Source organism: Bradyrhizobium niftali (assembly GCF_004571025.1).
Lineage (GTDB): Bacteria > Pseudomonadota > Alphaproteobacteria > Rhizobiales > Xanthobacteraceae > Bradyrhizobium > Bradyrhizobium niftali.
The window spans coordinates 108,686-132,570 of the sequence record NZ_SPQT01000029.1; the positions used below are offsets into that span (position 1 = coordinate 108,686).

16 protein-coding genes and 2 pseudogenes are annotated in these 23,885 nt (G+C 57.9%); 9 read left to right on the plus strand and 9 right to left on the minus strand.

Going from position 1 to position 23,885, the window contains the following annotated elements; genetic code table 11:
• Window positions 1–89 precede the first annotated feature (89 nt).
• A complete protein-coding gene (locus E4K65_RS47845; RefSeq protein WP_167771440.1) occupies window positions 90–386 on the plus strand; it encodes a hypothetical protein in 297 nt (98 codons plus the stop codon).
• A 28-nt stretch (window positions 387–414) separates the two neighbouring features.
• On the opposite strand, the gene E4K65_RS36555 is transcribed toward E4K65_RS47845, so the two are convergent.
• Together E4K65_RS36555 and E4K65_RS36560 are read right to left on the minus strand one after the other, a co-directional pair.
• The gene (locus E4K65_RS36555) at window positions 415–1,473 is read right to left on the minus strand and encodes a murein L,D-transpeptidase catalytic domain family protein (RefSeq protein WP_235885881.1); all 1,059 of its coding nucleotides are present in this window, start codon (window positions 1,471–1,473) and stop codon (window positions 415–417) included.
• A pseudogene (locus E4K65_RS36560) lies at window positions 1,416–2,171 on the minus strand (CobW family GTP-binding protein); the annotation flags it as partial. The gene E4K65_RS36555 and the pseudogene E4K65_RS36560, both read right to left, overlap by 58 nt.
• Before the next feature lie 66 nt (window positions 2,172–2,237).
• Between E4K65_RS36560 and E4K65_RS36570 the strand changes: the two are divergent.
• Window positions 2,238–2,636: a TetR/AcrR family transcriptional regulator gene (locus tag E4K65_RS36570; RefSeq protein WP_135178219.1), complete on the plus strand. Its 399-nt coding sequence runs from the start codon at window positions 2,238–2,240 to the stop codon at window positions 2,634–2,636.
• A gap of 359 nt (window positions 2,637–2,995) precedes the next feature.
• On the opposite strand, the gene E4K65_RS36575 is transcribed toward E4K65_RS36570, so the two are convergent.
• Window positions 2,996–3,223 (minus strand): hypothetical protein, encoded by a 228-nt coding sequence (locus E4K65_RS36575; protein ID WP_135178220.1) that lies wholly within the window; start codon window positions 3,221–3,223, stop codon window positions 2,996–2,998.
• Here E4K65_RS36575 and E4K65_RS36580 point away from each other — a divergent pair.
• The 7 genes and pseudogenes from E4K65_RS36580 to rplC form a co-directional block, all read left to right on the plus strand.
• Window positions 3,207–6,035 (plus strand): S8 family serine peptidase, encoded by a 2,829-nt coding sequence (locus E4K65_RS36580; protein ID WP_135178221.1) that lies wholly within the window; start codon window positions 3,207–3,209, stop codon window positions 6,033–6,035. The two genes, E4K65_RS36575 and E4K65_RS36580, sit on opposite strands and share 17 nt — an antisense overlap.
• A 1-nt stretch (window position 6,036) precedes the next feature.
• The gene (locus tag E4K65_RS36585) at window positions 6,037–8,100 is read left to right on the plus strand and encodes a trypsin-like serine peptidase (RefSeq protein WP_135178222.1); all 2,064 of its coding nucleotides are present in this window, start codon (window positions 6,037–6,039) and stop codon (window positions 8,098–8,100) included.
• The gene (locus E4K65_RS36590; protein ID WP_135178223.1) at window positions 8,097–11,342 is read left to right on the plus strand and encodes an ATP-binding protein; all 3,246 of its coding nucleotides are present in this window, start codon (window positions 8,097–8,099) and stop codon (window positions 11,340–11,342) included. Before E4K65_RS36585 ends, E4K65_RS36590 begins: the two co-directional genes overlap by 4 nt.
• Entirely contained in the window at window positions 11,339–12,283 is a 945-nt protein-coding gene (locus tag E4K65_RS36595) for a DNA/RNA non-specific endonuclease (RefSeq protein ID WP_135178224.1), read from the plus strand. The genes E4K65_RS36590 and E4K65_RS36595 overlap by 4 nt, the downstream gene beginning before the upstream one ends.
• Before the next feature lie 116 nt (window positions 12,284–12,399).
• A complete protein-coding gene (locus E4K65_RS36600; RefSeq protein ID WP_135178225.1) occupies window positions 12,400–13,578 on the plus strand; it encodes a hypothetical protein in 1,179 nt (392 codons plus the stop codon).
• Window positions 13,578–14,753, plus strand: coding sequence for a hypothetical protein (locus tag E4K65_RS36605; protein WP_135178226.1), 1,176 nt, complete (start codon window positions 13,578–13,580; stop codon window positions 14,751–14,753). The genes E4K65_RS36600 and E4K65_RS36605 overlap by 1 nt, the downstream gene beginning before the upstream one ends.
• Window positions 14,750–15,415: pseudogene (rplC, locus tag E4K65_RS49025) on the plus strand (50S ribosomal protein L3); the annotation flags it as partial. The gene E4K65_RS36605 and the pseudogene rplC, both read left to right, overlap by 4 nt.
• Window positions 15,416–16,246: 831 nt before the next feature.
• On the opposite strand, the gene E4K65_RS36615 reads toward rplC, so the two are convergent.
• The 6 genes from E4K65_RS36615 to E4K65_RS36640 form a co-directional block, all read right to left on the minus strand.
• Window positions 16,247–17,062, minus strand: a complete 816-nt coding sequence (locus E4K65_RS36615) for a hypothetical protein (RefSeq protein WP_235885882.1) — start codon at window positions 17,060–17,062, stop codon at window positions 16,247–16,249.
• Window positions 17,063–17,093: 31 nt separating this feature from the next.
• A complete protein-coding gene (locus E4K65_RS36620) occupies window positions 17,094–17,930 on the minus strand; it encodes a S1/P1 nuclease (protein ID WP_135178228.1) in 837 nt (278 codons plus the stop codon).
• Window positions 17,931–17,984: 54 nt separating this feature from the next.
• Window positions 17,985–18,962: a DUF3616 domain-containing protein gene (locus E4K65_RS36625; RefSeq protein ID WP_167771441.1), complete on the minus strand. Its 978-nt coding sequence runs from the start codon at window positions 18,960–18,962 to the stop codon at window positions 17,985–17,987.
• Window positions 18,963–19,303: 341 nt separating this feature from the next.
• Window positions 19,304–21,337 (minus strand): phospholipase D-like domain-containing protein, encoded by a 2,034-nt coding sequence (locus E4K65_RS36630; protein ID WP_135178230.1) that lies wholly within the window; start codon window positions 21,335–21,337, stop codon window positions 19,304–19,306.
• A gap of 83 nt (window positions 21,338–21,420) precedes the next feature.
• Window positions 21,421–22,230, minus strand: coding sequence for a S1/P1 nuclease (locus E4K65_RS36635; protein ID WP_135178231.1), 810 nt, complete (start codon window positions 22,228–22,230; stop codon window positions 21,421–21,423).
• A gap of 349 nt (window positions 22,231–22,579) precedes the next feature.
• The gene (locus tag E4K65_RS36640) at window positions 22,580–23,863 is read right to left on the minus strand and encodes a tyrosine-type recombinase/integrase (RefSeq protein WP_235885883.1); all 1,284 of its coding nucleotides are present in this window, start codon (window positions 23,861–23,863) and stop codon (window positions 22,580–22,582) included.
• Between the last annotated feature and the right edge of the window lie 22 nt (window positions 23,864–23,885).

The window sequence follows — 23,885 nt, forward strand, 5'->3', positions numbered from 1 at the left end:
GGGTTTCCTGGAATGTCGAGCCCCTCTCGAATAGCCCAATTGAACATTGTGGATAGGGCAGTCCGAGCGCGGGCTGCGGAGACTGTCCCTTGCTGCGCTGCGATTTCGGCGACTCGCGCTGCAACGTGGCGGATGAAAGTTCTGCCCAGGTAGGTCTTAGCCAGACGCCTCGTAGCGAGTCTTGGGTCCGAACTGTTGTGGTGATCGCAACGATCGCGGTCAGCGCGCGCGAGATCGCCGGCCGCATGGCCAAGGCTCAGGCCGGCTTTGGCATGCTCGCGATCCGCGCGGTCGAGGTCGCGGCCTCGGTGGCGATTGTTGCCTTCGGTGTCCTGCTCCTCGCCGGCTACATGGCAACGGAGCAGTTCTGGATGTTCTCGCGGTGATGCCCGAGACGAAGGAAGCGGAGAAGAGCTACGGCTTGCAAGTCGGCGCAGGACTGGCCTCCGGTTCAGGATCCCTATGGAATCGTGCAAGAATCGGCTCGAGGACCTCTCTCGCCCAGAACTTCGGGGCGCCGATTTGCCTCAAGCAAAAAGCGTTCCAATAAGGGCTGCTCGACGAAAGCGATCGGCGAGGCGAAACGGCTTGTGCAACCGCCTTGATGTCTTGCGATTCCGGGTAGATGTAGACCGTCGTCGGTTCCTCGAGCAGTGGAATGATCTTCTCTGCGTCGGATCGCGCCCAACTCGTGCATCCATTGCTGCGCCCGCTCGCGTAGTCCACGAGGGTTCCGACCGGAACGCAACCATTCACATTGGCATACGGACTACGCGCCATGCTTCGATAATGGATGCCCTTCAGGACAACGGCTGGATGCCCGCCGATCGCACGCTCTCTGGCGTTGGCGGTTTCTCCCTCGCCCTCGAACTGAACGAACGATCGCATCAGGACGGACTCCTGTTTCCCGGCGTTATGAAAGTAACCCTTGAAGGAGGATTTCGTCTCGGCCGTCACATAGGCGCCGCCGGTCGTCAGATTCGAGTCCAGTGCATTACCAAAATTCTTCGCACACTCCTTACCGTTCGCGAAATTCACCGCGCCCTTGATATTGCGGCCGCTGCCGTGCCCCGCGGACATCGCCCGAAAGGACTGGTCGGCTTCGCAGATCTCGTAGAAGCGCTTTCCCAATCCGCCATCGCTCGGCCGCGTTGCATCCATGGCGAAATAGCAGGGATTCTTGACGACGCCTGCTGCGACCTTTCGCAGGTACAGAGCGCGCGCTCTCTGCAAGACCACTGGGGCGATCTGCCCCGCGCCGTCACCGACATGACTCTTCAACCAGGCTGGGATCTCAGACGGCTGTTCCGCCGCAAAGGCTCCAGCCGCCAGCCACGCGGAGATCGTCACGCCAAGCGCGAACCGCCTGCGAAAGGGCAATCCAGACAGCAACGGATCGCCTCCACAACTGCCGTTCAGGCGGCTTGATCGGCACGCAGCCATGCTGGAAATGGATCTGGCAGCTTTGCCCATTCGGCAACATCCATTGTAGGCCTGCCCGGCACGAGGCAGGCATCGAGCCGCGCTCGGATCGCCCCTTCGTCCATGCCGACGCCGATGAATACGATTTCCTGGCGACGGTCGCCATAGATCTCGTTCCATTGCTTCCGCAGATCTTTGCGCCAGAGAGGATCGTCAGGCCAGCGCTCCGCAGGAACGGCCGCCCGCCAGAAGCCCAATGCTTCGGTTCGCACGATCGAGCCCGCTTGGCTGATTTCGCCGAGCCATTGCGGCCGGGTCGCCAACCAGAAATGCCCTTTCGCGCGGATGACACCCGGCCAAGACTGCTTGATGAACTGGTCGAACTTCACCGGATCGAATGGCCGAACGGCGCGGTAGACGAAGTTCTTCACACCATATTCTTCGCTTTCGGGGACGTGCTCGGCGAAGCCATAGAGTTCCTTGTACCGGGTGCTGCTGGGCCTTCTCGAAGTCGAAGCGGCCGGTGTCGAGCACCCGATTGAAGGGCACGCGGCTGTGGTTTGCTTCGATGATGTCGCCCTCCAGCGCCTCGCCGCGATCCTGCAGAAAGTCGGTCGACGAATAGTCTTGAGCAGATTCACTGCGTCGACAACGGTCACCATGGTGTCGAGACGAGCGACATCGGAAAGGCTCTCGCCGGCTTCCGAGCGAAAGTCGAACGTCGCGGCCATCGGAAGTGGCTCGGAGATGGAGCAACGTACGATCGGCGGTTGCGCAGCCGATCGTCCGTTGCGGTGAGGTGGGCGGCGTAGGCCATGGGTGTCAGGTATTTCAGCTCGTTGGACGCGGTCGCAAAAGCGGCCAACGTGACGCGCTTGACCGTCTACAACCAGTTCGGCTCGAGGCGCGGGTTGCTCGAAGCGGTCTTTGATGACATCGCTCGGCGAGGACGGCTGGGACGACTGGACGACGCCGTTGACGATCCTGACCCCGAAAAGGGCCTTGAGATGGTGGTCCGCATCTTCTGCGAATTTTGGGACAGCGACCCAGCCGTGGCACGACTCCATGGTGCCATGGCGATTGATCAGGAGTTCGCCCAAGCGCTCGTGGCGCGTAACGAGCGTCGGCTGCCGCTCATTGGCAACGTGCAAACCTCATCGGACGATCTCGCTCGTGAGAGCATCCGAAAGGTCGCGCAGCTGGTAAGGACGTAAATCAGATCGACAACGTCGCGCTTGGCCATGGGCGGTGTGTTTTCGGCAGCCAATCGTGCGATCAATTCCTCACGAATGCCACGAAGGCAGCTGTGGCAAAGATCAAATGAAGTGTAACGCCGCGGGGAGGTTGGCGGTCCGTTACGAGAGCGACAACCGTCTCGAGCGGACGTCCCACGCGTTTGTCCTCCCTCTCGGTTGAGCGCCTATCTGTCTCTTCGCCTTCGAGAGCAACAAGAGCGGCTTGTCGGCCAACAGTCCAAATTTCAGACAAAAATACGCGCCGGGGCTCCAATTCGAAGGCGCCACCTGACCCAACATGTCAACGCGTGCGCCTCCGGCTGATCCCGAACGGTCAATCATGCTGCCCGAGATGGGCAACGGACGCCCGCGTGAAGCGATTTACGCAAAAAAAACGTTCGAGATAACTCACGGGCGATGGACAATTGATTGATTTTACGTTTCAATTGATGGTTGAAACGGTCGGTGATTGCTCCGTTCCACATCGCATTTTCAAGCGGGCTTTTTGCCGGCGCCTGCAGCCGGTAACCAATAATTGTCGAGGAGAAAATGGCAGCGGAAGGCACCAGCGTCTCTATTTCAGAGACAGTTCTCAGGGAGATTGCGCGGCAGGCACATGGCACGGTCGATGGCCTTCCGATGCATATCATCAGGTTCGTCCTGGAATTTCCGAGCGCGCAGGACCTGGCAGAGGCCGGAGTACAGCTCAGATCCATTCTTGGGTCGGGTAAGTTCGATCTTCGCCCGTTGGATGACCAGCTACCAAAGTTTTTCGTGCTTCAATTCCCGGGTGTGCCACGCACCATTGCGCCGCCCAGGCTTTTTGCTGCGGCCGATTTCCTTTGCGATAAGCTCAGCCTTGTTTCTTGTGTGCCTGACATTGGATCAACTCTGTATGCCGAGCCCGATGCACGCCTTCTGCGCGATGGTGCGCCTGAGTCGGCGATCACGAATGCATTCTGCTGGTCAGATGCCGCTGCACCGGAGGACATGCACTGGGCTCCCAACGCGATCAAGGCAGACCTGGCTTGGACTCTGGAGAACGGCAAGGGTGATGGCATTCTCGTTGCTCAGCCCGATACGGGCATTGCTACACATCCCGAGTTGGAGCTGGGGATGTTCGACCTCGAGCGAGCCGCGAACGTGCTCGAGGGAGGCTCAGATCCTAAAGATCCGCTGCGCGCCGGAACTGCCAATCCAGGCCATGGTACAGCAACCTCCAGCGTTGTGGCCAGCAGAGTACAGGGCAAGATCGTCGGCGCGGCCCCTCTCGCCAAAGTCATTCCCATCAGGTGCATCGAGGATGTCAAGATTTTCGATGGTGCTCCGGTAGCTCGTGCAATCCTGCACGCAGTATCGGTCAATGCCGACATCATCTCGATGAGTCTCGGCGGAATCTATAGCCCTTCGATTGCTGCGGCGCTCGAAAAGGCGGTCGCCGCCGGCTGCATCGTGGTGGTTGCATCCGGAAATTGCGTTGGCTTCGTGGTTTATCCCGCGTCCGACCGCAACTCCATAGCACTTGCTGGCGTGAATGCCGGCGACGTGCCATGGAAGGGCACGAGCCGCGGTTCGGCCGTTGACGTCTCGGCTCCAGCTGAGAACGTCTTCGTCGCCCGTCGTACCCCTGAAGACAACGAAACTGGTGTCGTTGCCGGTGGCCAGGGCACGTCCTTCGCTACGGCGCTGACGGCCGGCGCGGCCGCAATTTGGCTTTCCCACTTTGGCCGGGATCGCGTTCGTGCCGAAGCGAAGCGCCGCAATGTCCACGTTCAGGAACTGTTTCGCGCGGCGTTACGGCGGACTGCTCGCAAACCTGCGGGCTGGAATGGGAATCTCTACGGCGCGGGGATCGTCGATGCGCAGTCGCTCCTGCAGCTACCGCTTGCCGAAATTCCGTCACCCTCTGCGACGGCCGAAGCCGCAGCGTCAACTGGCTTGTCAGAGGAAGACCGAGATACGGCGACGGTGTTCGAACTTGCAGCGTCGCGTGCAAAACTCGAGGGGTTCGATTGGGCAAGATACGGCGCCGAAGCGAGCTTCCTGGCCGCGGATGAGCGACGCCGGTCGGATCCGACAAAAGCGGGCCTTGTCGAGTCGCGCATTCGGCCGAAGCCGACGTCGGGGCTCAGCGCTAGTGCACCCCCCGTACTCCAACGGGTGCTGACGCGGTTGGAGTACGCTCCAGAGCTGATAGCACCACTCGATCGGCAACCAGAGGCCAAAAGCACGTTTCGAACGCTCTTGTCGCGACCTCGCATCGTGCGTCCCGGAGTCAGCGCAGAGTCTCCTCTTCGAGGAAGGAGTGCACAAGAGATACAGGATCGGCTCAACAGAGCCATCAAAAAAATGGATGATCGTCCCGACGCCACCCCCGAAAGCAAGTCGCGACGGCGTGACCTGTTCGATCGAAGTGAAAAACTGCTCAAAAAGGCCGAGGGATCGGGCGGCGGGCACAATCTGATCTGGACCGAGCGCGCAGACATAGAGGCACTTGTCCGACTAACCGGACGACCCGCCCTGAAGGTTACAGACGGGAAGATCGATCCGGCGGCGTTGGCGGCGACCGAATGGGAGGACACCTTCAAGGTCGACCCGAAGGGTCTGCAGACGCTTTTCGAAAGAGTCGGTCGCGTCGATCTGGATGGCGAGCATGTCGGAACGGGCTTCGTCGTCGGTGAAGGTCTGATTATGACGAACCGTCACGTGGCGGAAGCCATCGCAGACGAGATCCGCGGAAGAGGGCCGTCTACCTGGATTGTACAAGATAATGCCTCCATCAATTTCGACGATCGCGGCCTGGGCTCTGCGAAAAAGTTCCGAATAAAGTCGTTAGTGTTCGCCGGCAGCGAAACAATAGGGCGCGAGGTGAATTTCGGTCATCTGGACATGGCCTTGTTTGAGGTCGAGACTAGCAACGGAAGTTCGAGTTTTCCTACAAAGATGTCTCAAGTCGGCGACAGGGATGTTGGCGAGAGCAAAGTTGAGCTCATCGTCGTCGGCTATCCTGCGAGGCCAGACATATCTGCGCTCGAAGATCCCGAAACCCATCAAGTTCGCGACGATATTGCCAAACGGCTCGGCGAAATTTTTGGCCTCGATTACGGGCGTAAATACTTGGCGCCAGGACGCATTGAAGATGTCGCTGGCAGCCTAGGCGACGATCAATCCCATCGCTGGGTGTTCTCGCACGACTCGACGACGCTCGCTGGATGCTCCGGCTCGTGCGTGTCGCAACTTATCGACTTTTTCCCGATCCTTGGTCTGCATTTTGCTGGGCGAAATCTGACGGCGAACTACGCCCATTCTCTTGCGGCTGTGCGCGCATCCGGTCAGGTGCCAGCCGCGATCCTTGAGCGATTGGGATGGACAGCCTGAAATGCCGAACGGAGCCAGCACCGCTCTTAGTCCATCCAAGCTCGCCCAACAGGTCACTGCGTCGCGAGATATCTTCAAGAAGTGCTACGACGAATTTGCGGCGAATTATGAGGGCGCCAGGCGCTTTATGACTATCACGGCGCTTCGTCAAAGGGGCGCACCGGTGCCGTTGGGACCTGGCCTAAATCGCGCGGACTTCGAGGCTGCTTTGGAGGAAGCAGAACGAAAGGGATTCCTGGCTTCGTTCGTTAAGACGTACTCGGAGCGGCTGTTCACGTCGTCGGCAACAGAAGTTGAAGCCTCCGACCTGCTGGATGACGAAGAGGGAGAAGAAACGTACCGGGCGACGCTCCAGAAGATCCTCGATGATTTCACGCCCATGACCGATGCGGGCAAAATCAAAGAGGGAATGCCGAGGCTGGCAAGGAACACCTGCAAGCTCACCGTCAAGCTCTCGGACGGATCACTAGAGACCGGGACCGGTCTTCTGATCGGGCCGAGACTGGTGCTCACATGCTGGCATGTCATTAGTTCGCTCGTAACCTTCGAGACTGGCTTAGAAGGGCCCCAAGGGGAGCCCGATTGGCCCGGCGTTCCGGATAGACGGCTGTCTTCTCGTCTTTCGGTCGAGTTCGACTACGAAGTCAGAGCGGGTCAAATCGGAAACAAGTGGACGTATGGTGTCACGGAAGACTGGCTCGTGGTGGGTAGCCGACTTAGCGCAGATCCAGAGGAGAGGCTGGGCAATTGGAAGCCTCAACAGCTTGATACTTATCTAGATTTCGTAGTGATCGAGCTGAACAAGCCGGCGGGCTTTGATCGACCATACTACAACCTCGTGAATGAGACTCCTCGCGAGGCTACGGGAAAGATGATCGTATCGCATCATCCCGGAAATTTCACGATGCGCTTCTCACCCGGCGAGTTCGAATCCAGTAGCCCCGTGCCGAAATTCAATGGCATCGCAGCCAGCGGTGATCGGGTTCTGCATACGGCGAATACGATACGCGGATCGTCGGGTGGACCTTGTCTCACCTACGACATGAAGCCTGCGGCTCTGCATCAGTTTGTCTACCAGGTACAAAGAAAGACCAAGGGTAAGGTCGAACAGCACGCGACGAACGTAGCAATCCCACTGTCCAAAATCATGCAGAGGGCCCAGGAGACGATCAAGTCGCGCATGGGTAGTCTGAGCGCTCCGCGGTGCACGCTCCAGAGAAGCGGAAAGGCACTTATCGGTCGTTACAGTTTGCAGGAAGCAATTGCCGCCGCCCAGACGCCAGGTGGCCCCAAGATTCTGGTCGTTCAGATTCACTATGGCTTGGACCGGAAGCCTCTCAGTCAGATCGGCAAATCGTTCTCGTACGAAATTCTTGATGATGCCCTTGCGCCGGGCTGGCATCGACTTATTACCATCAACGCATCAGATATTAAGGACAATGCGTATTCGACGGCGCAACTGCTTCTGGATAGGATCAGCGTCGGCAACAATCTTTCAAGAAAATTGACTTCACCAAGTCAGCTGGCGGGTGCCGGAGAATCGACCGAGATCAACGATACGATCGCGACACTTGCTCGCGATGTAGCAAACGTAATGGAAGAGGACGCAACGCGGGACACGATCTGGATTGCGATCGACGAAATGGACCGGCACCAGATTAGCGACACTTCGACGAGGGTGTTTCTCGAAAAGCTCTATCCGGAGATCGCTACGCGACAGAAGTTGCGTCTCGTTCTGATTGGCATGTCCGATCCGGACATGCCGGCCCTTAAAAACGTCAACTCCAAATCGGTTGATCCACTAAAGGATCACCTGAACATCGAAGACGTCATTGCCTGGATCCGCAACAGGCTCAGTGCAGATCCCGACCGCATGCTGCTCAGCCTTGGTCGCATCGCGACCATGCTCGCTGACCGAGAGATGCTTACCGAAGAAGAAAAACACGCCGAGCGCGAGCGCGAGCGCGAAACGCGTAAGCGGGAACGCCAAGAGGGGGCTCTGAGCAGGAGTGCTGCCATCGCCAAAATCGTAAATGACATCTTTATGCCGTCAACCACGACATGACAGCCCACACCGACCAGCGACTCCGAGAAAAGACCGACGAGGTGCTGGCACGCGCCGCGCTTGTCGGCGTCTTCGATCCGCTGGAGTTGCTGGAGTTGGCTGAGAGCGGCGGCATGGGCGAGCGCATCCTGGACAAGATCGTTGATCATGTTCAGGAAGTTGTGTTCGAAGATAGAATGTATTGGAAATTGACAGCACGAGCGCGGCACGACGCGTTGGAACGTGCGATTGCGCGCACAGACTTTGAAACTCTCCTTCAAGAAGCGAAACCCCATCCCGGCGAACGCTTCGCGCACTATCTCATCGCACTCCTCAGAGAGAACGAAGACTACGAGGAATTCCTGGAGAACCAGCAGCTATCGAGGTCCGAGCTGCAGGACCTTGCTTCGGCTCAGGACTTCGTACATCGGGCTCGTAAGAAGCCTTCACCCACCGGCAAGTCGGATCCCCGTTGGAAGCTCGCCAGGATGGATGATGAGCAAAGGTTACGTCACGTCGCGCCGAAGTTGGTTGGACGAACTCACGAGCTAGGACTGCTTACGGCTTACGCTGCCAACGGAAACGTCGAGAGCTCGATCGAACTTGAAAGCATTATCGCCGACCCAAAGAAGTTGGATTGGTTGCGGCCGCTTCTTCTCACCGGGATTGGGGGGAGTGGAAAGTCGGCGCTGGTGGCCGAACTGGTAAGAACGGTGCGGAAGGACGATTGGAGCGGTCCAATTACGGTACTGCTCGACTATGATCGGCCAAATCTGGCGCTGGGCGCGGAGAAAGATTGGACGGCGGAACTGACTCGCCAAATTGGACGCGCGCGGACCGAACTGGACGGCGAGATGGACGAACTCAGACGCGACGCGCTTCGCGTCGCTGCTGAAACCAGTAGTGACCTCAAGTCCGCGGACGTCCTACTTGAGCGACTTGGTGACACACTCGGTCGTCAGGCGGTTCGGCATGACCTCCTTCTCGTCGTCGATACATTTGAGGAGCTGATTGTTTCCTCTGAAATGGGGCTGGCCGACGAGGAACTTGAGCGCGAGCCGTTCGGGCTGGTCCTATCCTGGATAGACCGGCTCATGGACCTTCAAACTGAAGATGGGTCGCCGGCGTTCAAGACCGTCAGGGCTATCGTTGCGGGACGTATCCAACCATTCGTAAGCGAACCCCGTAGGCTGCCAGCTTGGTTCTGTGGTCACCTCGAACTCGGGCCGTTCTCTCCACAGGAGACCGGAGACTTTTTGCGAGTAAGGGATACGGAGAACAAATTCAATAAGCAGTGGATTGAGCTCATTTCGGAGTCAAAGATCAGGTGGTATCCGCTTTTTCTCATAGTGTTAGTTAAATTTGCGGCACAAAAGAGCAGCCAAGAGCTCGACGAGATCGCTCGCGATGTGGGGGGCGCGACGTTATACGGGACTGTCGAGGCAATGAGAGTCCTGTACTCGAGGTTCCTGGATAGAATTAAGGACCACATAGTATCGAGAGGGCCGAACGACAGAAGAACGATACCGAAAGAGCAGATCTGCCAGCTCGCCCACCCCGGTCTTGCGCTTAAGACGGTTACTGCTGAACTCATTCGCGATGTGCTCGCCGGACCTTGCGGGCTCGGCAATATCGACATTGAGCGAGCCAAGGATCTTCTACGCGCGTTGTCCAAGGAAGCGTGGTTGGTCGACTCTTACGGGCCAAATGAGGTCCGGCACGTAACGAATCTACGTCGGCTTATGCTGCCGATGCTTTGCGGTACGACGCGAACCCCAGACGGTGAGCCATCGGATCTGCATATTCGAGTACGCTTTGTGCAGCAAAGGGCCGCGGAATGGTACGAGGAGCCATCTCGGGTGCAAGAGCCGGAATCGACCGCCATGGCTGCCTACTATCGAGCATTCTACGGAGACGTTTCTGCGATCGCTGTAGATGAGGCGCTCGCGCGAAGGGTACTCCATATTGGACGGGACGACATTCACGCGATGCCTCCTGCCGCACGCGCGATTCTGCTGAAGGATGAACAGTCTTTGACGTCCGAGGAAAGGGCCGCGCTACCTGAACCCCAGAAGCGGGACGTGGAAGTCCGCAACTTAAAAAAGCGATCGAAAGCGGGTGTCATCCGCGCCTCCCAGCCACCTAGCGCCTCCGCGCCGCAGCGCACCGATTCTTATGGCGTCTCGGCCGAAGTGCCGGGCCCTCCCAGTTCCCCTTCAATCCGTCGACAAGCGACGCTCGAGGAAATCTTCGACGATGCTGATTTGGCCGCTCGTGTCGACGTCGCATTCAAATCAGCGGACTTTCTGGAGGCGACGAGGCTAGCGGCGCCTTCGATGGAGAGCTTATCGCGGCAGATGATTGGTAGACTGCCGTCTTCGATGTTTCAGCGCCTTACTAATCATTGGACGTGGAAGTGGGCTTGCGCGCACCTCGCCTTGGGCAGCGGGAGAACAGTGGTCGAGCAGTGGCAACTGCGCGATCTCGACATACGCCCGGGTTGGGTTGACTACGTTCCTTTGATCGCCATTGCTCGCATAGCAGCGTGCGACGTTTCGCTGTTCCAATCACGTAGAAACCGACCGTGGATGACTTCGGGCGATATGCTTGATCTTGACGGCATGAGAATGATCGCGCTGGACCTGGTCGCGTTCGATATCGATCCTGTACTTCCAATGTCGCTCAGCCAGGCGTTCTCGGACGAAGGGTGGTCATCAGCGGAAAGAGGATCCGGTCCGTTCGAGTTTTCTGAAGAAGCAAGGGTTCAAATGCTCCTTCTTCAGAAAAGCGACGTCCATCGTTATCTCGCGCTCAGTGAGATGTACAATTCAAATCAACCGGTTCGCCCGCACCCCGAGATTTTGGAAAACAGCCAGCTGCGTGCTTTCGTTCGAGGTCGAACGCCCGAGCTCTATGATCCCATCCGAGCCGCGCTAATCGATGTCGTGCGATATGCCCCGGGGCAGTTAGGCGACGTGCTTGAACGGTTCTCACGCGAACGCCGAATTTGGCCTGCTGATATGCGCCCGGAGCGACTGCTCTCCGAACTGCAAAAAGCCCGCCAAGCTGATTTCTTGTTGCTCCGACTTATCGAGTTTGTCGATGTTTGCGGCCTCCTGAAAAGCTTTGTCACCTGCTTTCACGGTTTGGCCCTAGAGAGAGTACGAGTGATGTCGCAACTCATGGAAAAGTACGACTCGCTCTTGCTTACCGGAAAACAGCCAAAGCCCAGCAAGAATGCTCGCGTGAGGGGAAGACGATGAAGTGCAATCTGGAGGCGCGTCCCTTTCTTTCCGACTTGGAGTTCGTGGCGCCTCGCGCCGGTGATCCCGGCCTCGAGGCAGCTGACTTGGAGGGTGCCCGCAGGGTTAGGCGCTCTCCTCCCGAGCGGTTCGAAGGTCGTGCGGGATACAACGCCAACTTCCTTGGTTTCGCGATCCCGCTCCCGGATGCTGCCAGACTAAGAGGGGATGTGCTGGAAATCGAAGGTAACGCGGAAAATCGCCTGGATTACGAACACTTCTCGGTGGTGATGTCGAAGTCGCGACGGATGCCGATGTTCGTAGGCGTCAATATCGACGGCGAGGCGGCCGTCAAGGTGGTCCGCAGTCCGCCCGATAAATGGTTCTACGACGGGCGCATCCCGGACGAAGCCCAAATCGGCGAGGACCTGTACGTCGACAATATCCTCGATCGTGGCCATCTGGTCCGCAGGGAAGATCCCAATTGGGGAGAGACGGCTGAGACTGCAAACTACGATACATTCCATTTTACGAATTGTACGCCGCAGGCTTCACATTTCAATCAACAGACATGGCTGAGCCTGGAAGACTACATCCTCAAGAATACGAAGGCTCAGGAAGCCAAAGTGAACGTATTTAGCGGCCCGATCTTTCGAGACAATGACCGTCTGTATCGCGGGGCAAAGATACCAGTGGCGTACTGGAAGGTGATCTCGTTCGTGTCCAATGCAGGAAGGCCGTCCTCGACCGCTTACACGATTGATCAGGTGCAGGAACTGAAGGAGCTCGAGGCGGTCTTTGGAGCCTTCAAGACCTATCAACGGAGCGTGCGCTCCATTGAGAAGATGACGGGCCTTTCCTTCGGGCAACTGCGCGATTTCGACGGCTTCTCTAACGAGGAGCAACGAACCAGAACGTCCATCGTCGCGGAAGTGCGCGATGCGTCCGATATGCGTGTCTGAACATGTCCTTGGCTGCCGATCAATTTTGCTGTGGATTGCGGGAAAACGAGCCGCGGGTCGTGCTGCCCGTGCGAGACTCGCAACCACGAATCGCAGCTTCGCCGGGAGATTGTCAGGTGCAGTTGGGCTTGCCGTTCGCTGAGCGAGTGCCTGAACCGGTGTCGTACGTCTGGCTCCTTGCATGCGAATCTCGTTTTGAAGAGGCTGTCGCCGCGCGCTTTCGGCAGCGAGCCCATGCAATCGTCGACGGACGCGACGGCAGGCCGGTGGTCCTTCCTCAAGACGTCATTCTTCTGCATCGCTCGGACGGCTCGTTCTTGGCGTTCGGGCCTGTCGGAGTTGACGGAGGCTCCGTGCTGGAATCGGTCCGACGCTTTATTTTTATCAGCCGAAACGTCGTCGCTCGGGAACCTACCTGTGACGTGATTGGCCTGTTTTTGGGCGATGGCGGAATAAGCAATTGGACGCCGCCAACATTGAGTTCTCCGCTCGAGCGGGCATTAGCGACGCTACGTCACCACTCTACGCGTGATCTTCCCGAAGTTCGTGAGCAGAGATGCCGAGCTATATTGGAGCTCCTGCCGCGAGATGCGGATCCGCTGCTCGTCGCGCTGGTCGAGCTTGAGCGGATCGACGCGCGTTGGATGGCACAATCCGGAGTGGACAGGCGAGAGTATCTGGAATGGACAGACCGCTTCTCGCAGCTTGGGGCAACGCGAATGGCGCGGCGGCCGCATCGGGTGTTCCGTCAAACCGGCGAGCTTCCTGATCTTTTCGGTGATTCCGCTAAGGAGCAGCCTTCGTGGTATCGCGCCGGATATCGTGCGGTACCGATGCTCGCTCAACGATTGACCGTAAACGAGTCGATGAGGGGTACCGCGCGCCGCGGAGGTTATCGTGATGAATTACCGCTGCCAGCGATACCGGAAGCGCAACTGTGTGCGTGGATTAGAGGTGTGCCATCGGCAAAACTTCAGCCGATGGTTAGCGCCCGACCGCTAGGCTCCTCGTTAATCGATTTCGAAGTTCGTGCCGTTCTTGACTCGGAGCTGGCAGTTCGTCTCGGCATTCCCGGCAAAGCAGGGATTAAGGACGGGATTTGTGAGTTGCGGGCATACAGTGCTTCCTGCGAAGTGGTTCCCACCCGCATCGAGCGTTCGATTGGTGAGCCTGGATATTTCCATGTCGCGGCCCGACGTCCCGGCAATGGCGCCGTTGACGTCGAGTTTCACTTTTCTAGCGGTTCGCCGCTGGTGGTCAGGACCTCTCTCTCAAAATCCCATGTAGCAGCATAATGAAAATAAATCGCGTACATTACAGTGGCCGGCGCCCGGTCTACATTCGTAACTCGATCACCAACGGCGATCTGATCACTTCTCTCGTTTTCGACGATAAAGACGACATAGACTTTTATGCTCCGGCCAAACATGACGAGATCAGAAGGCACTCTAACGACATATTGGACTTTGTTGGAGGCACCGACTTTGAGCAATTAAGGTTTGATAGTCTGTCCGACGAAAAAAAGGCGGAGCTTCTCGATCAGGTCGCAAAGAGAGGAGCTGAGCTTTTCGATGCGCTGATCGCGGACGAGGACAAAGAAGAATTCATCAAGAGTCTTCACGAGCATGCGGGAGAGGACGGTGCAGTTAGTGTGCGTTCGACGGCCGTGCGCGTTCCCTGGGAATTCGTCTACATCAAACCCGCCACAGAGCGCTACAATCCCCTCGGCTTTCTAGGGCAGCTGTATCTTCTGCCGAGAATCGCTCCACCGCTGCATTCACCATCGCGGAGTGACGGTAGCTACCGTCCCTACCAAGGCGAGGGCGGCAAGCAAACGGGTACAGGGAAGTTAGACGTCGGCGTGATCTACGATGATTGGAGGGATAACAAATCATCGCGGCATATTTCTTCGGCTTGGTTTTCTTCTCGTCCCCACATAAGCGTCCAAGCACTCCCCCAACTGACGGCCGCCGCTTCAGTTCGCCCGCAGATGCTTGATCGTCTTCGAACTTTTCTCCTTCAGCCCGTCGATAGCTTCCTATTCACCTGCGGGCTTTGGCGAACTCCGCGGCCAAGCTATTCGGTAGACATGAGGATCTGGGACCGTTTCGAGTGGCGGTTTGCGGATACTACAAACTTGAAGCTACGCGGTCACGACCACTTGCTCGTGTTCCTTGATGTCGATTACGCGGCTTATAACGCCCTGTCTCCCGCGCCGAGCCTGGCCGAAAAAATGCACCACAACGGTGCAGCCGTCGTGGTCGCGCCAATCGGAAAGGTTGATCATCTGCTTTCAGAGCAGCTATCGGATCAGTTTTTTCAGAACGTCATGGGCGGGCAGGGGATCGGCCTTTCGTTGCTTTTCGCGCGCAGGCATATCCTGCAGGTGAAATCGAATCCGACCGCTCTGTTTTGGACTGCGTTCGGTGACGTCTGGACCGACCTTACTGGGGAAGGAGCGGCAGCGTGAGGACGGGAGTATTAGCTGTGAAAGAGGGGATGTCGCGGGTCTTCGACGCCAGCGGCAATGTGGTCCCGGTTACCATTTTGCGACTGCCGAACTGCCAAGTTCTTGGGCACCGCACGGAGGAGAAGAACGGCTATGTCGCCATGCAATTGGGGGCGGGAACTCGCAAGACGGTTAACATGCCGAAGGCCTTGCGCGGGCAGTTCGCCGTCGCGAAGGTCGAACCGAAGGGACGTTTGGAAGAATTCCGTGTCTCGGAGGACGCCCTTATCCCGGTAGGGGCGGAAATCACGGCCGATCACTTCGTGGTGGGGCAATTTGTCGACGTCACCGGCACTACAATTGGCAAAGGCTTCCAAGGAGGCATGAAAAAGCACGGGTTCGGGGGTTTGCGTGCCACCCACGGAGTATCTATTTCCCATCGATCGATCGGCTCGACAGGCGGTCGCCAAGACCCCGGAAAAACCTGGAAAAACAAGAAGATGCCGGGGCAAATGGGCGGCGAGCGGGTAACCGCCCTAAGCCTGCGCGTCGTGGAAGTAGATACATTCCACGGCGTCATAAAAGTGTGCGGAGCTGTTCCTGGCCCAAAGCATGCTTGGATACGGGTTCGGGATGCAGTCAAAAAGCCGCTACCTAAAGAGGTACCTAAACCGGGCCGCTATATCGAACCAAATTTAAACGACTACGTGCTGTCGTCTGATACAGTCGTAGGGTCGGAGAACGAACTGTTGAGTGCGTTTGTTGATCTCGAGGAGGGGGACGTACCTGGCCGCCTCGCCGCGGTCCGGTCGATGCTGGCGCACGTCGGCGTCGTTCGTTCGCAGTCATCCGAAAAGCCGGACCGGGCTAAGCGGGTTCGTGCCATCGAGAAGGCATTTGTTGATGCACTTTTCGACGAGGCCCCTGACGTCCGGTGGGCGGCGGCATACGCGATTGCCACCCTTAAGGACAAGGACCACAAGCTGGACCAGTCGCGCATTCCCGACTACGGCAAGAGCAAAGGCGACGAGCCTCGCGTGCAGCGGATGTTGGAGGCATACCTCCAGGATGCGGATGTCGATTTGCTTACCGGCCTCTCGATCGACGTCACACAAAAGAGCAAGCGCACTATAAAGCTGAAGCTGGAAGCACAAATATCGCGTGAGTTACCTATCGTGCTCAATGGCAAGCACGTGTTAACCGGATCGGTGGATTCGCTCAAAGTCGGAAGCATTGTAACGGTGACAATTAGCGATGCGCTAGGCGGCCTGTATGCGACGATCAAGAAAAAGGTCGAAAAGTCAAACGGAGTGTCGGCAACCACGGAAGTCGAAGTCCCGGCCTCTAAGGACAACGAGATCTATGTCGACTTCAAGATAGGTGGCCGCTCTCTCGACACGCTAAGCGCGCCTCTCCAGAACGTATTGGAGCAACACGGAATCCCCCTGCATCCGACCCGGTGACGATCAGATTTCCAGCGCTTCCGGGAGTTACCTTGTCAGATCAGGGAGGTCTCATTTCTTAGTCAAACGGCACTGTCCTTCGTTGCCTGTCGCGGTGGACGCGTCGAACAGGCCGGGGGCGACGCTCGTGCCGTTAAACATGACGGCGATCTGCTTTGCGATGCCAAAAGCATCCTCGCCCTCCCTCTTCGCCGTCCGCTTGGCGTTGATCGTCCGCGCAATGTTCCATTCGTCGTGAGACCCGAAGCTGAAAGCCACGGACGCGCGCAGCCCGTAATAGTTTCGGAAGTCCGCCTTCTTGATTTCAGCTAGCTTGCTGTCGGTTTTGGCGAGCCCTTCGTAAAAGCGTTCCAATTTCTCTAGATCGGCCCGGCCGTCGAAGGAGAAATAATTCGCGAAGTCGGAAGGGCCCGCGAAATATATGAAATCAAAATCGCGGCCGAAGCCGTCAGGGCCTTCGAGGACGCGCGTCCACATCAGCATGTAGTCCTCGCCTTTCGCCGCCTCGGGCAATGAAAATTCCTTCGCGGCGGTGTTCAGGAGCCATAGGGACCGGGGACCGAAACGTTCCTCGACTCGCTCTTTCGTCCGCGCCGCTATCTTGACGTTGACGGGAAGATAGCTGCCTTGAATGGTTGAAATCGGAATGCTGAGATATCCGATGGCTTTCCCCTGCTGGCGCTGCGCTGAGATGCGGGCGCGGATTTCTTCGACGCGAGTCGCGATGACGCTCTTGAGGTCGTCCTGAACGCAGTAGCATAGCCCGTTTGGCGTGCATTCGGTGGAGGTCTCGGCGCGGGTGGCCGTGGGGATAGCGGCCGCATATGCGGTTACGGCCGCGGCTGCGACCATGTTGAAGAGCTTCATTCGGGTCTCCCATGCATACCGGGTCCAAGAATCACGGACAGGCGGTTGTCGGTTTAAACGTATCCTTCAAAAATTTCGCGAGCCGCATGCCGGCGACCGCAAGCTGACGGTCCACAACTGGCTGCGCCGCAGTGTAGTAATTCATCTCCAGCGCGCCGCCGTCCGGAATTACGTAAGCGGTCTCGCGAGCCAATTGGTGCGCCTCAAGCGCCCAGTCGGTCGGCGACCCGCCGTCGAGGCTAGTCACGTCGCGCCCGGGAAACCATGTCGTCTCAAGCCGAGTCACGTAGGCGCCCCAGGCAAAAACGCTGTGCATGATAATTTCGGTATCCCAGGCAGCATGAAGTTTCACGCTCTTGCCGAAGAACGTCACGACGACATCGTTTCCGCCGTGGTCGTTGCGGTCGGTGTCGTGCAGCGGCTGATGGATATCGCCGATGAGATGAACGAGGAATTTTAGCGCTTGCGCCCGCTCGGCCGGCATTCTAGTGCAGTCGGCCAAGAGAACTCGGTTCCGCTCAATCGCGTTTATGATGCAATCCCCGAATTTAGGGTCCGCCTTGCAGTCAACCTGCGGATCATAGGTCCCGCGCTCGAACGGAATGTTCACGAAATGCCAGTTGCGAGTCTCGTCGTGCTCCGCACGGTAATCGTCCGCCCAGCTGGCAATTGATCCGAGCGATACGCGAGCATCATGCGTTGCCGACGGAATCTCGATTTTAAGCAACAAGCGGATTTTTTCTAGGGTCGGTTGGTCAAGCCGATGCTCCGCAAGTTCGGCAACGATGGAATGGCCCTCCTGGCCCCACGCGAATACCTGTTCGCAGGGAAGCGCGAGTGCCAGAATTGCTAACCAGATCGTTTTCATGGCTCCTCCAAGACGTGGTATTCGATAATTTTCGCTGTGAAGCTTGCGGCGCCGCTACGGGGGTCCGATCTCAATCGGGGTTGGCGCGCCTTTCTTTTCACTGTCAAAGAGGATCAGGACGCGCAGTCCCGACGGGGTTCGGTCCAGCGGCAGGAGACCCTCGGGCTTCCGGTTGGGATCAAAGGAGGACAGTTCGGCGAGTCGCCTGACCTCCTCACTTTCTCCGTCCCAGGCGTAGATCGCGTACACGCCGGGTCCGTTCCCGGTAGGCCCCGCGAGAATGAGAATGCCATTCTCAAAGACCGCAAGGTCGCGCACGCCGCGGCCATCTCCCAAGGGTAGCCGGAAAAGCCGGTGGTCTGTCCCCGATCCGCCGAACAAGGTATCAATACGGGCCGACAGAACGATGGCGAGGTTGCCGTCGAGAACCGGGCCGCGGAATCCCGCCAAGAGCAAGACATTATCCTTGATTGCAACGCCTTCGACCGTAAGGCCGTTGTTTTCAAGCCGCTTATCCATGAAAGGGGCAAGCAACGGCTCCGCCGCGATGATCTCTCTTAGTCTCGGCGTGCGCTCGATCTCCGAAGCAGTGCCGTTTTCGCCCTTGGTGCGGAAACGAATAATCTGGCTACTCGCGGAAATCCGCGCTTTGATTTCCCTGGCGGTTAGCTTGCCTTTCTTGTCCCGCGGATGCCCGTGCGACCCCATGACATAGTAGCGACCGCCGGCAAAGGCGACGCCTTCGCCGTCAAGCTCAAGCGCTTCGCCGTCGAGCTTGTCGCCGATTAGGCTGACCGTGCTGCGCGCAACGAGTTTTCCGTCGGTCACTGTGACGAATTGCGCCTCCTGCACATTGTCGTCGATGACAAGACATGAGCGGGGGAATCCCTGCGCTTTCGCGCAAGCGATGCCGCTGACATCCTTGGCTTTGCCACCGTCCTTTCCAAGCAGCTTGTGTTTAACCGGCCAGGCGTCGCCCGGTGCGCCAAAAAGAGGCTGGGCGCAATCCACGGCGGCAAGGCCGAGAAGCAAAGCGCCGATCCTATATCTCCTCGCGAAAGTCATCATTGCGCTGCCCTCGACTGTCGGTGGCTCACGCAGGGATGCAGACGATTGTCGCCATTAATGCCGAGAAGAGACGGCTTTTCGTCTGTGAATTTAGTCGATCCAGCGAGAGCGTGTAAGACGTTCCGAATTCGCAAAAAAACTTCCGGGGAATTGGTCGTCGAAAATGAGTATTTGCGGTCCTGCGGTGCTGGCCAAGGCTTCCGCCTCGTCGGGAAAGATGACGCCTGGAAACTTGACCGCGCTTCGCGGTCGTTGTGGAGATAAAGCCCATAATTTTCCACGGACCTCTCCTTTGCGTTTAGCCGTCACCCTCGCTTTTTGCCCGCCGCCTTCTTCCTTTTTGCGGCTTTCTTCTTTTTAACGGCCTTCTTCTTTTTCGCAGCCTTTTTCGATGTTTTCTTCACGGCTCTTTTCTTCACCGCTTTAGCGGCGGCCTTTTTCTTCGACTTTTTCGGAGCAGTCGTTCCTTCCTCCGCCTTCTTGGCATCCCTGGCCGCCTTTGCCTTCGCGCGTTTGTCCTTGGCCCGCTGCTCTTCATTAACGAATACGTTGGGATCGCGGGCCGCCTGCGGTGCCCACGTCAGACCGCGGTCCGCGAAAAACATGATCCTGCGGATGCATTTGAAATTTCCATCCTGAAAGAAAGGCGCAAGCCAAATCGCGCCAGTGTCCAGGATGGCCGCCTTTCTCTTCGCCTCTTCCTCATCCTCATGGTTCATCGCTGCGCGGTTGGCGGTCATTCGGAAAAAAAAGTGACGGAAGATGCGATCGAACTCCGTCATATAGATATCGGCAACGCGGGTGTCGCCCCGGATGAAAAGCATATTCTCGTCGTTCGCCGTGAGCGACGCGCCTGAAAAGTTAGCCGAGCCTGTGCAGACAAGAGGGTCGTCCGACAGCGGATCGATCAGGAGGAATTTCGTATGAACGAAGAACACGAACCCTTTGCCGTCCTTCCGCGCCAGTTCTTCGTCGACGAACCATTTTTCGAGCGGGAAATTCGGAATGGGAACGAGTTTCGTTCCTCCTGCGCCCTTCTCTGTTTTAAATGAAGTCTTCGTGACCTTCCCAAGTACCGACCCGTTCGACATGATAAGACGGCCGTGGCTGTCCCGCTCGGCCTTGCGCGCTTCCGCTGTGGCAGGCTTTTCGAGTAGCACGAAACGCATGGAATCCTGCTGCTTCCCAAGAGAGCGGAGAAGGATGGGATCGACAGTAAAGGCTGCGGTGAACATCGACGAAGTTCGCGCGTCCTCAATCCGTTTGCCGTACCAGTCAAGAAGATTGTCGGCGATGCGCGGAGAGAAGAACGCCGTAACGGGCGCCTCCGGCACGACGTTCGGCGGGTTCGGCGTAAGATCGATGACCGCGTCACGCGCCGGTTTCGATGTCGGATTCTTCGACAGAACTTTCCAGTATTCAAAGTATTTGTTCGGAATCGAAGAGGGATCCCTGCCGCTGTCGGTAACAACGTGCCCGACATTGGTCTGTCCGAGAAAACCCGATGGGGTGAAGTTGACCGAACCGGTCCAGACTGCTTTTGGGCGCTCGTTTTTGTCCAGCCAAACCATGAACTTGTTATGTGGCGTTTGCGGCCGGGTTCGCTCGATCAATTTTGACCGCGGCAGGCCAACTTCGTTGATCGCGTCGTCATTTGCGCTGGTCTTGTGGTAAATAATTTTAACGTCGACACCGCGGCCAAGGGCCGCCTTGAGTGCGTTCAACAGAGGCACGTATGTGAATTCGTAAGCGACGACGCGAAGCATCTCTCCTCGCGGGACGCCGTTGATATAATCGACACATGCTTCCTCAAGTCCCCGCGACAGCCATTTCGAGGTTTCTTCGGTCACGTGGTTCTGGTCATCGACCTGGTTGTACATCTCCTCGGTCAGTTCTCGATTTTGAAATTCGACCGAATATGCGCGGCTTGCCACCACACCGCGATTGAACCAGATGCCGTGCTTGCCGTCGTTTTCTTGTTCGGTTGTGACCTGGACGGTGACTTTGTGTCTCGGATCGAGCGCCCCGGGTTCGCCGTACATGGCCATGATCGTATATTCGTATTCGGTGTCTGGCTTGGCTTCGTAGTCGGACCAGAGAAAGCTCTGGATCGGGTGTTGAAGCGTCGAGTATTTGGCTCCCTGCACGGGATTTGGAACGAGAGCCTCGAAATACTTGGTGCCGGTCAGCCAATGGGTTTGTCCCCCGCTTGAGACCTGAAATGCAAAACCTCTGAGGCCGTTACGATCCGCGGGGGCGATGTCGATCGCCATTAGCACCACGCGCGTGCCGGCAATGGCGCTCACGCGCAGCGGCCCGTCAGCTTCCTGCTTCCTCATCTGTGCCCCCTCAATCCCGCTTGGTAGATGCAACTTTACCGGCCCGGTTGAAAAAAATTCTTGAGGTCTTGAACGCGAAACAGTCAATCGCCGAACGCAGTGTCAAGAAGTTTGCTCAGTCGCACGCCGGCTTTCTGCAATTGCTCCTTCACAATGGGTTGGTTGCTTTTCAGATAGTCTGCGTCAATCGTTACGCTCCCGTCCGGCTTGTCGCAGGACTGTCCGTGCTTCTCGCAATACTTCGTTGCGATGGCTTCCGCGAGGGCAAAGGATTCGTTGGCCCAGTCCCGGGGGTCGGAGGCGGCCCAGTTCGTTTTCTTCGCCGGGGTTATGTCTTCAATGAGGCTTGAAGCCGCCTCCGATATGTCGGTGCCGACCGCGTCTTCAAGCAGACAGGTGTCCCAGGCAGAATGAAGGTTGCCCGAACATTCTCCCTGTACGTCTATGTTGTTTCCGCCGAGGTCATCCTTGAATGAAACATGAAGGGGCTGGTGAATGTCGCCGACCCAGTGCCCAAGGAATTTCAGGGCGATAAGCCTGTCGGCCGCCTTCGCGTTTCTGGAAGAAAGCACTTCAGAGTCGTTCAATATCGCGGTGAGCACGCACTTGTCGGCCGTCGGGCATTCATCTGATTTCAGTCCCTTCGAGTCGCGGGGCAGATTGATGAAATGCTCCGGCTTGCGCCTGCGGGGGTGATCCGGGAACACGCAGGATTCCGCGAATGTATCGAACTCGGTATCGGCGCGGATCAACTTCCGGATTGCGGCGCGCGTGTCCGGCAGGGCCAGCCTGAAGGCGATTTCACAGACAATCTTGTGGCCGGTATCTCCCCAAGCGAATGCTGCGTTGCAAAATGCGAGGAGAGCGAAAATGGCAAGCGGAAAACGCAACATGTAATCCTCCCCCGTTACAATGGCTGAAGGCTATCACCCAGAAGTTGCGATGTGAAGGCGACGCAAGAGCCCGGTCGGCGCAGCCGACGCGATGTAGCCGTAGCAACTGATCGGGCGGCTTGACCCCTCCGCAGGGGAAATCGGGTAGATATCGCTATTCTTCCTGCAAGAGCGCTCAGTACGGAGAGTCAGCTTGAAGCTTGCCCCCGAACGGGTCAGTGCTGTCCAGCCTTATGAACGGGCGGTCGGCCAGGGACGAGAACCACTCTGCCCGGTTGACCGTGCTTCGCGCGACGAACGTCGATGCCGAGGGCGGTTTTGGCTAGCCTATGCCCTTGCCCTCCTTGATCTAGGGATGGACCCTGGCAGCCCCTTGGGTGAAGCCAGGATGGGAGGGGCTGGCTCCCGCTATCACAGCGTCAGCGCATCCCGCCCTTTGGGCTGGCAGGGCCGCGACGTATTCTGCCCAGCGTTCAAGCGCCTCGCGCATCTCGGCTGCATATCGGGCGCGGTTATATACGCCTGCAACGCCCGCCCGATGGCCGCTGACGTGGTTTAGGATCGACTCCACGATGTGTGGCAACACGCCGAGCCGGTCGGCCATTCCAGTGGACGCCGATCTCCGAAGGTCGTGAACCGTCCAATGGGGCAGGGGTTCGCCCAGGGCTTCCGCAATGCGCGTATCGAGCGCAGTTTTCGACTTTGACCAGCCGGAGAACCCACGATGCGGGTCACCGCTGCGTCGGGGTCCGTCACCAAAGAGGAATTCTCGGTCGTTTCGGCGCGGGGGGAGTAGGGCCAAGGCGGCAGGAACCAAGGGTAGCAAGTGCTCGCGATGGTTCTTGGTCCGGGCGCTCGGCAGCGTCCAGAGCCCCGAACTAGTATCAAGCTCGGCCCACTGCATACTGCCCACTTCATCACGGCGTTGGGCGGTGAGCAGCAACAAACGCACAATACGTCCGTAGTCGTCGTCGCCGCTGGCCTGCCAGATGGCTGATAGCTCCGTCTCCGTGAGGACACGATCGCGGCTTCCCGGCTGCACGGGTCGATTAGTGCCGAGAACCGGGTTCGCGGCAATGTCGAGGCCCTCGCGCACTGCCCAATTGAACATTGAGGACAGGGCCGTACGGGCGCGGGCTGCTGAGACTTGTCCGTGAGCTGATGCAATGTCAGCGACACGAGCCGAGACATGACGGCGGGTCATCTGGAAGACCGAGACCGGATGCAGAGGTTTCCAACTGACCAACAGGTAACGTTCAATTTCCGAATAGGTCCGGGGCTTCAGCCTTTGTTTGGCGTTCCGGAGATACTGATCCACGATTGTCCGGAGCGTGTCGGCCGCTTGCAGGCGCGCTTTGGCTTTCTCATCCGCCGGGTCTTTGCCATTGGCAACGAGGCCCAAAAGCCGCTTGGCCTCCTTGCGTGCCAGCTCTGGTGTCCAGGGAGCACCGTGAGGACCGATGGTGACGAAGCGCTGCCGACCGAACACGCGATATTTGAGGACATAGGTCGCCTGGTCGCGTTGACGCCGTACACCAAAGCCCCGCACCGCCTCACGGTGGTCTGCGTCCCAGATAGTTTCGCCCGGCTTGAGCGCTTGCACTGCGCGGATCGTTATACTCGAAACGGCCATTGATCGCCTCTGTAGCTACCAC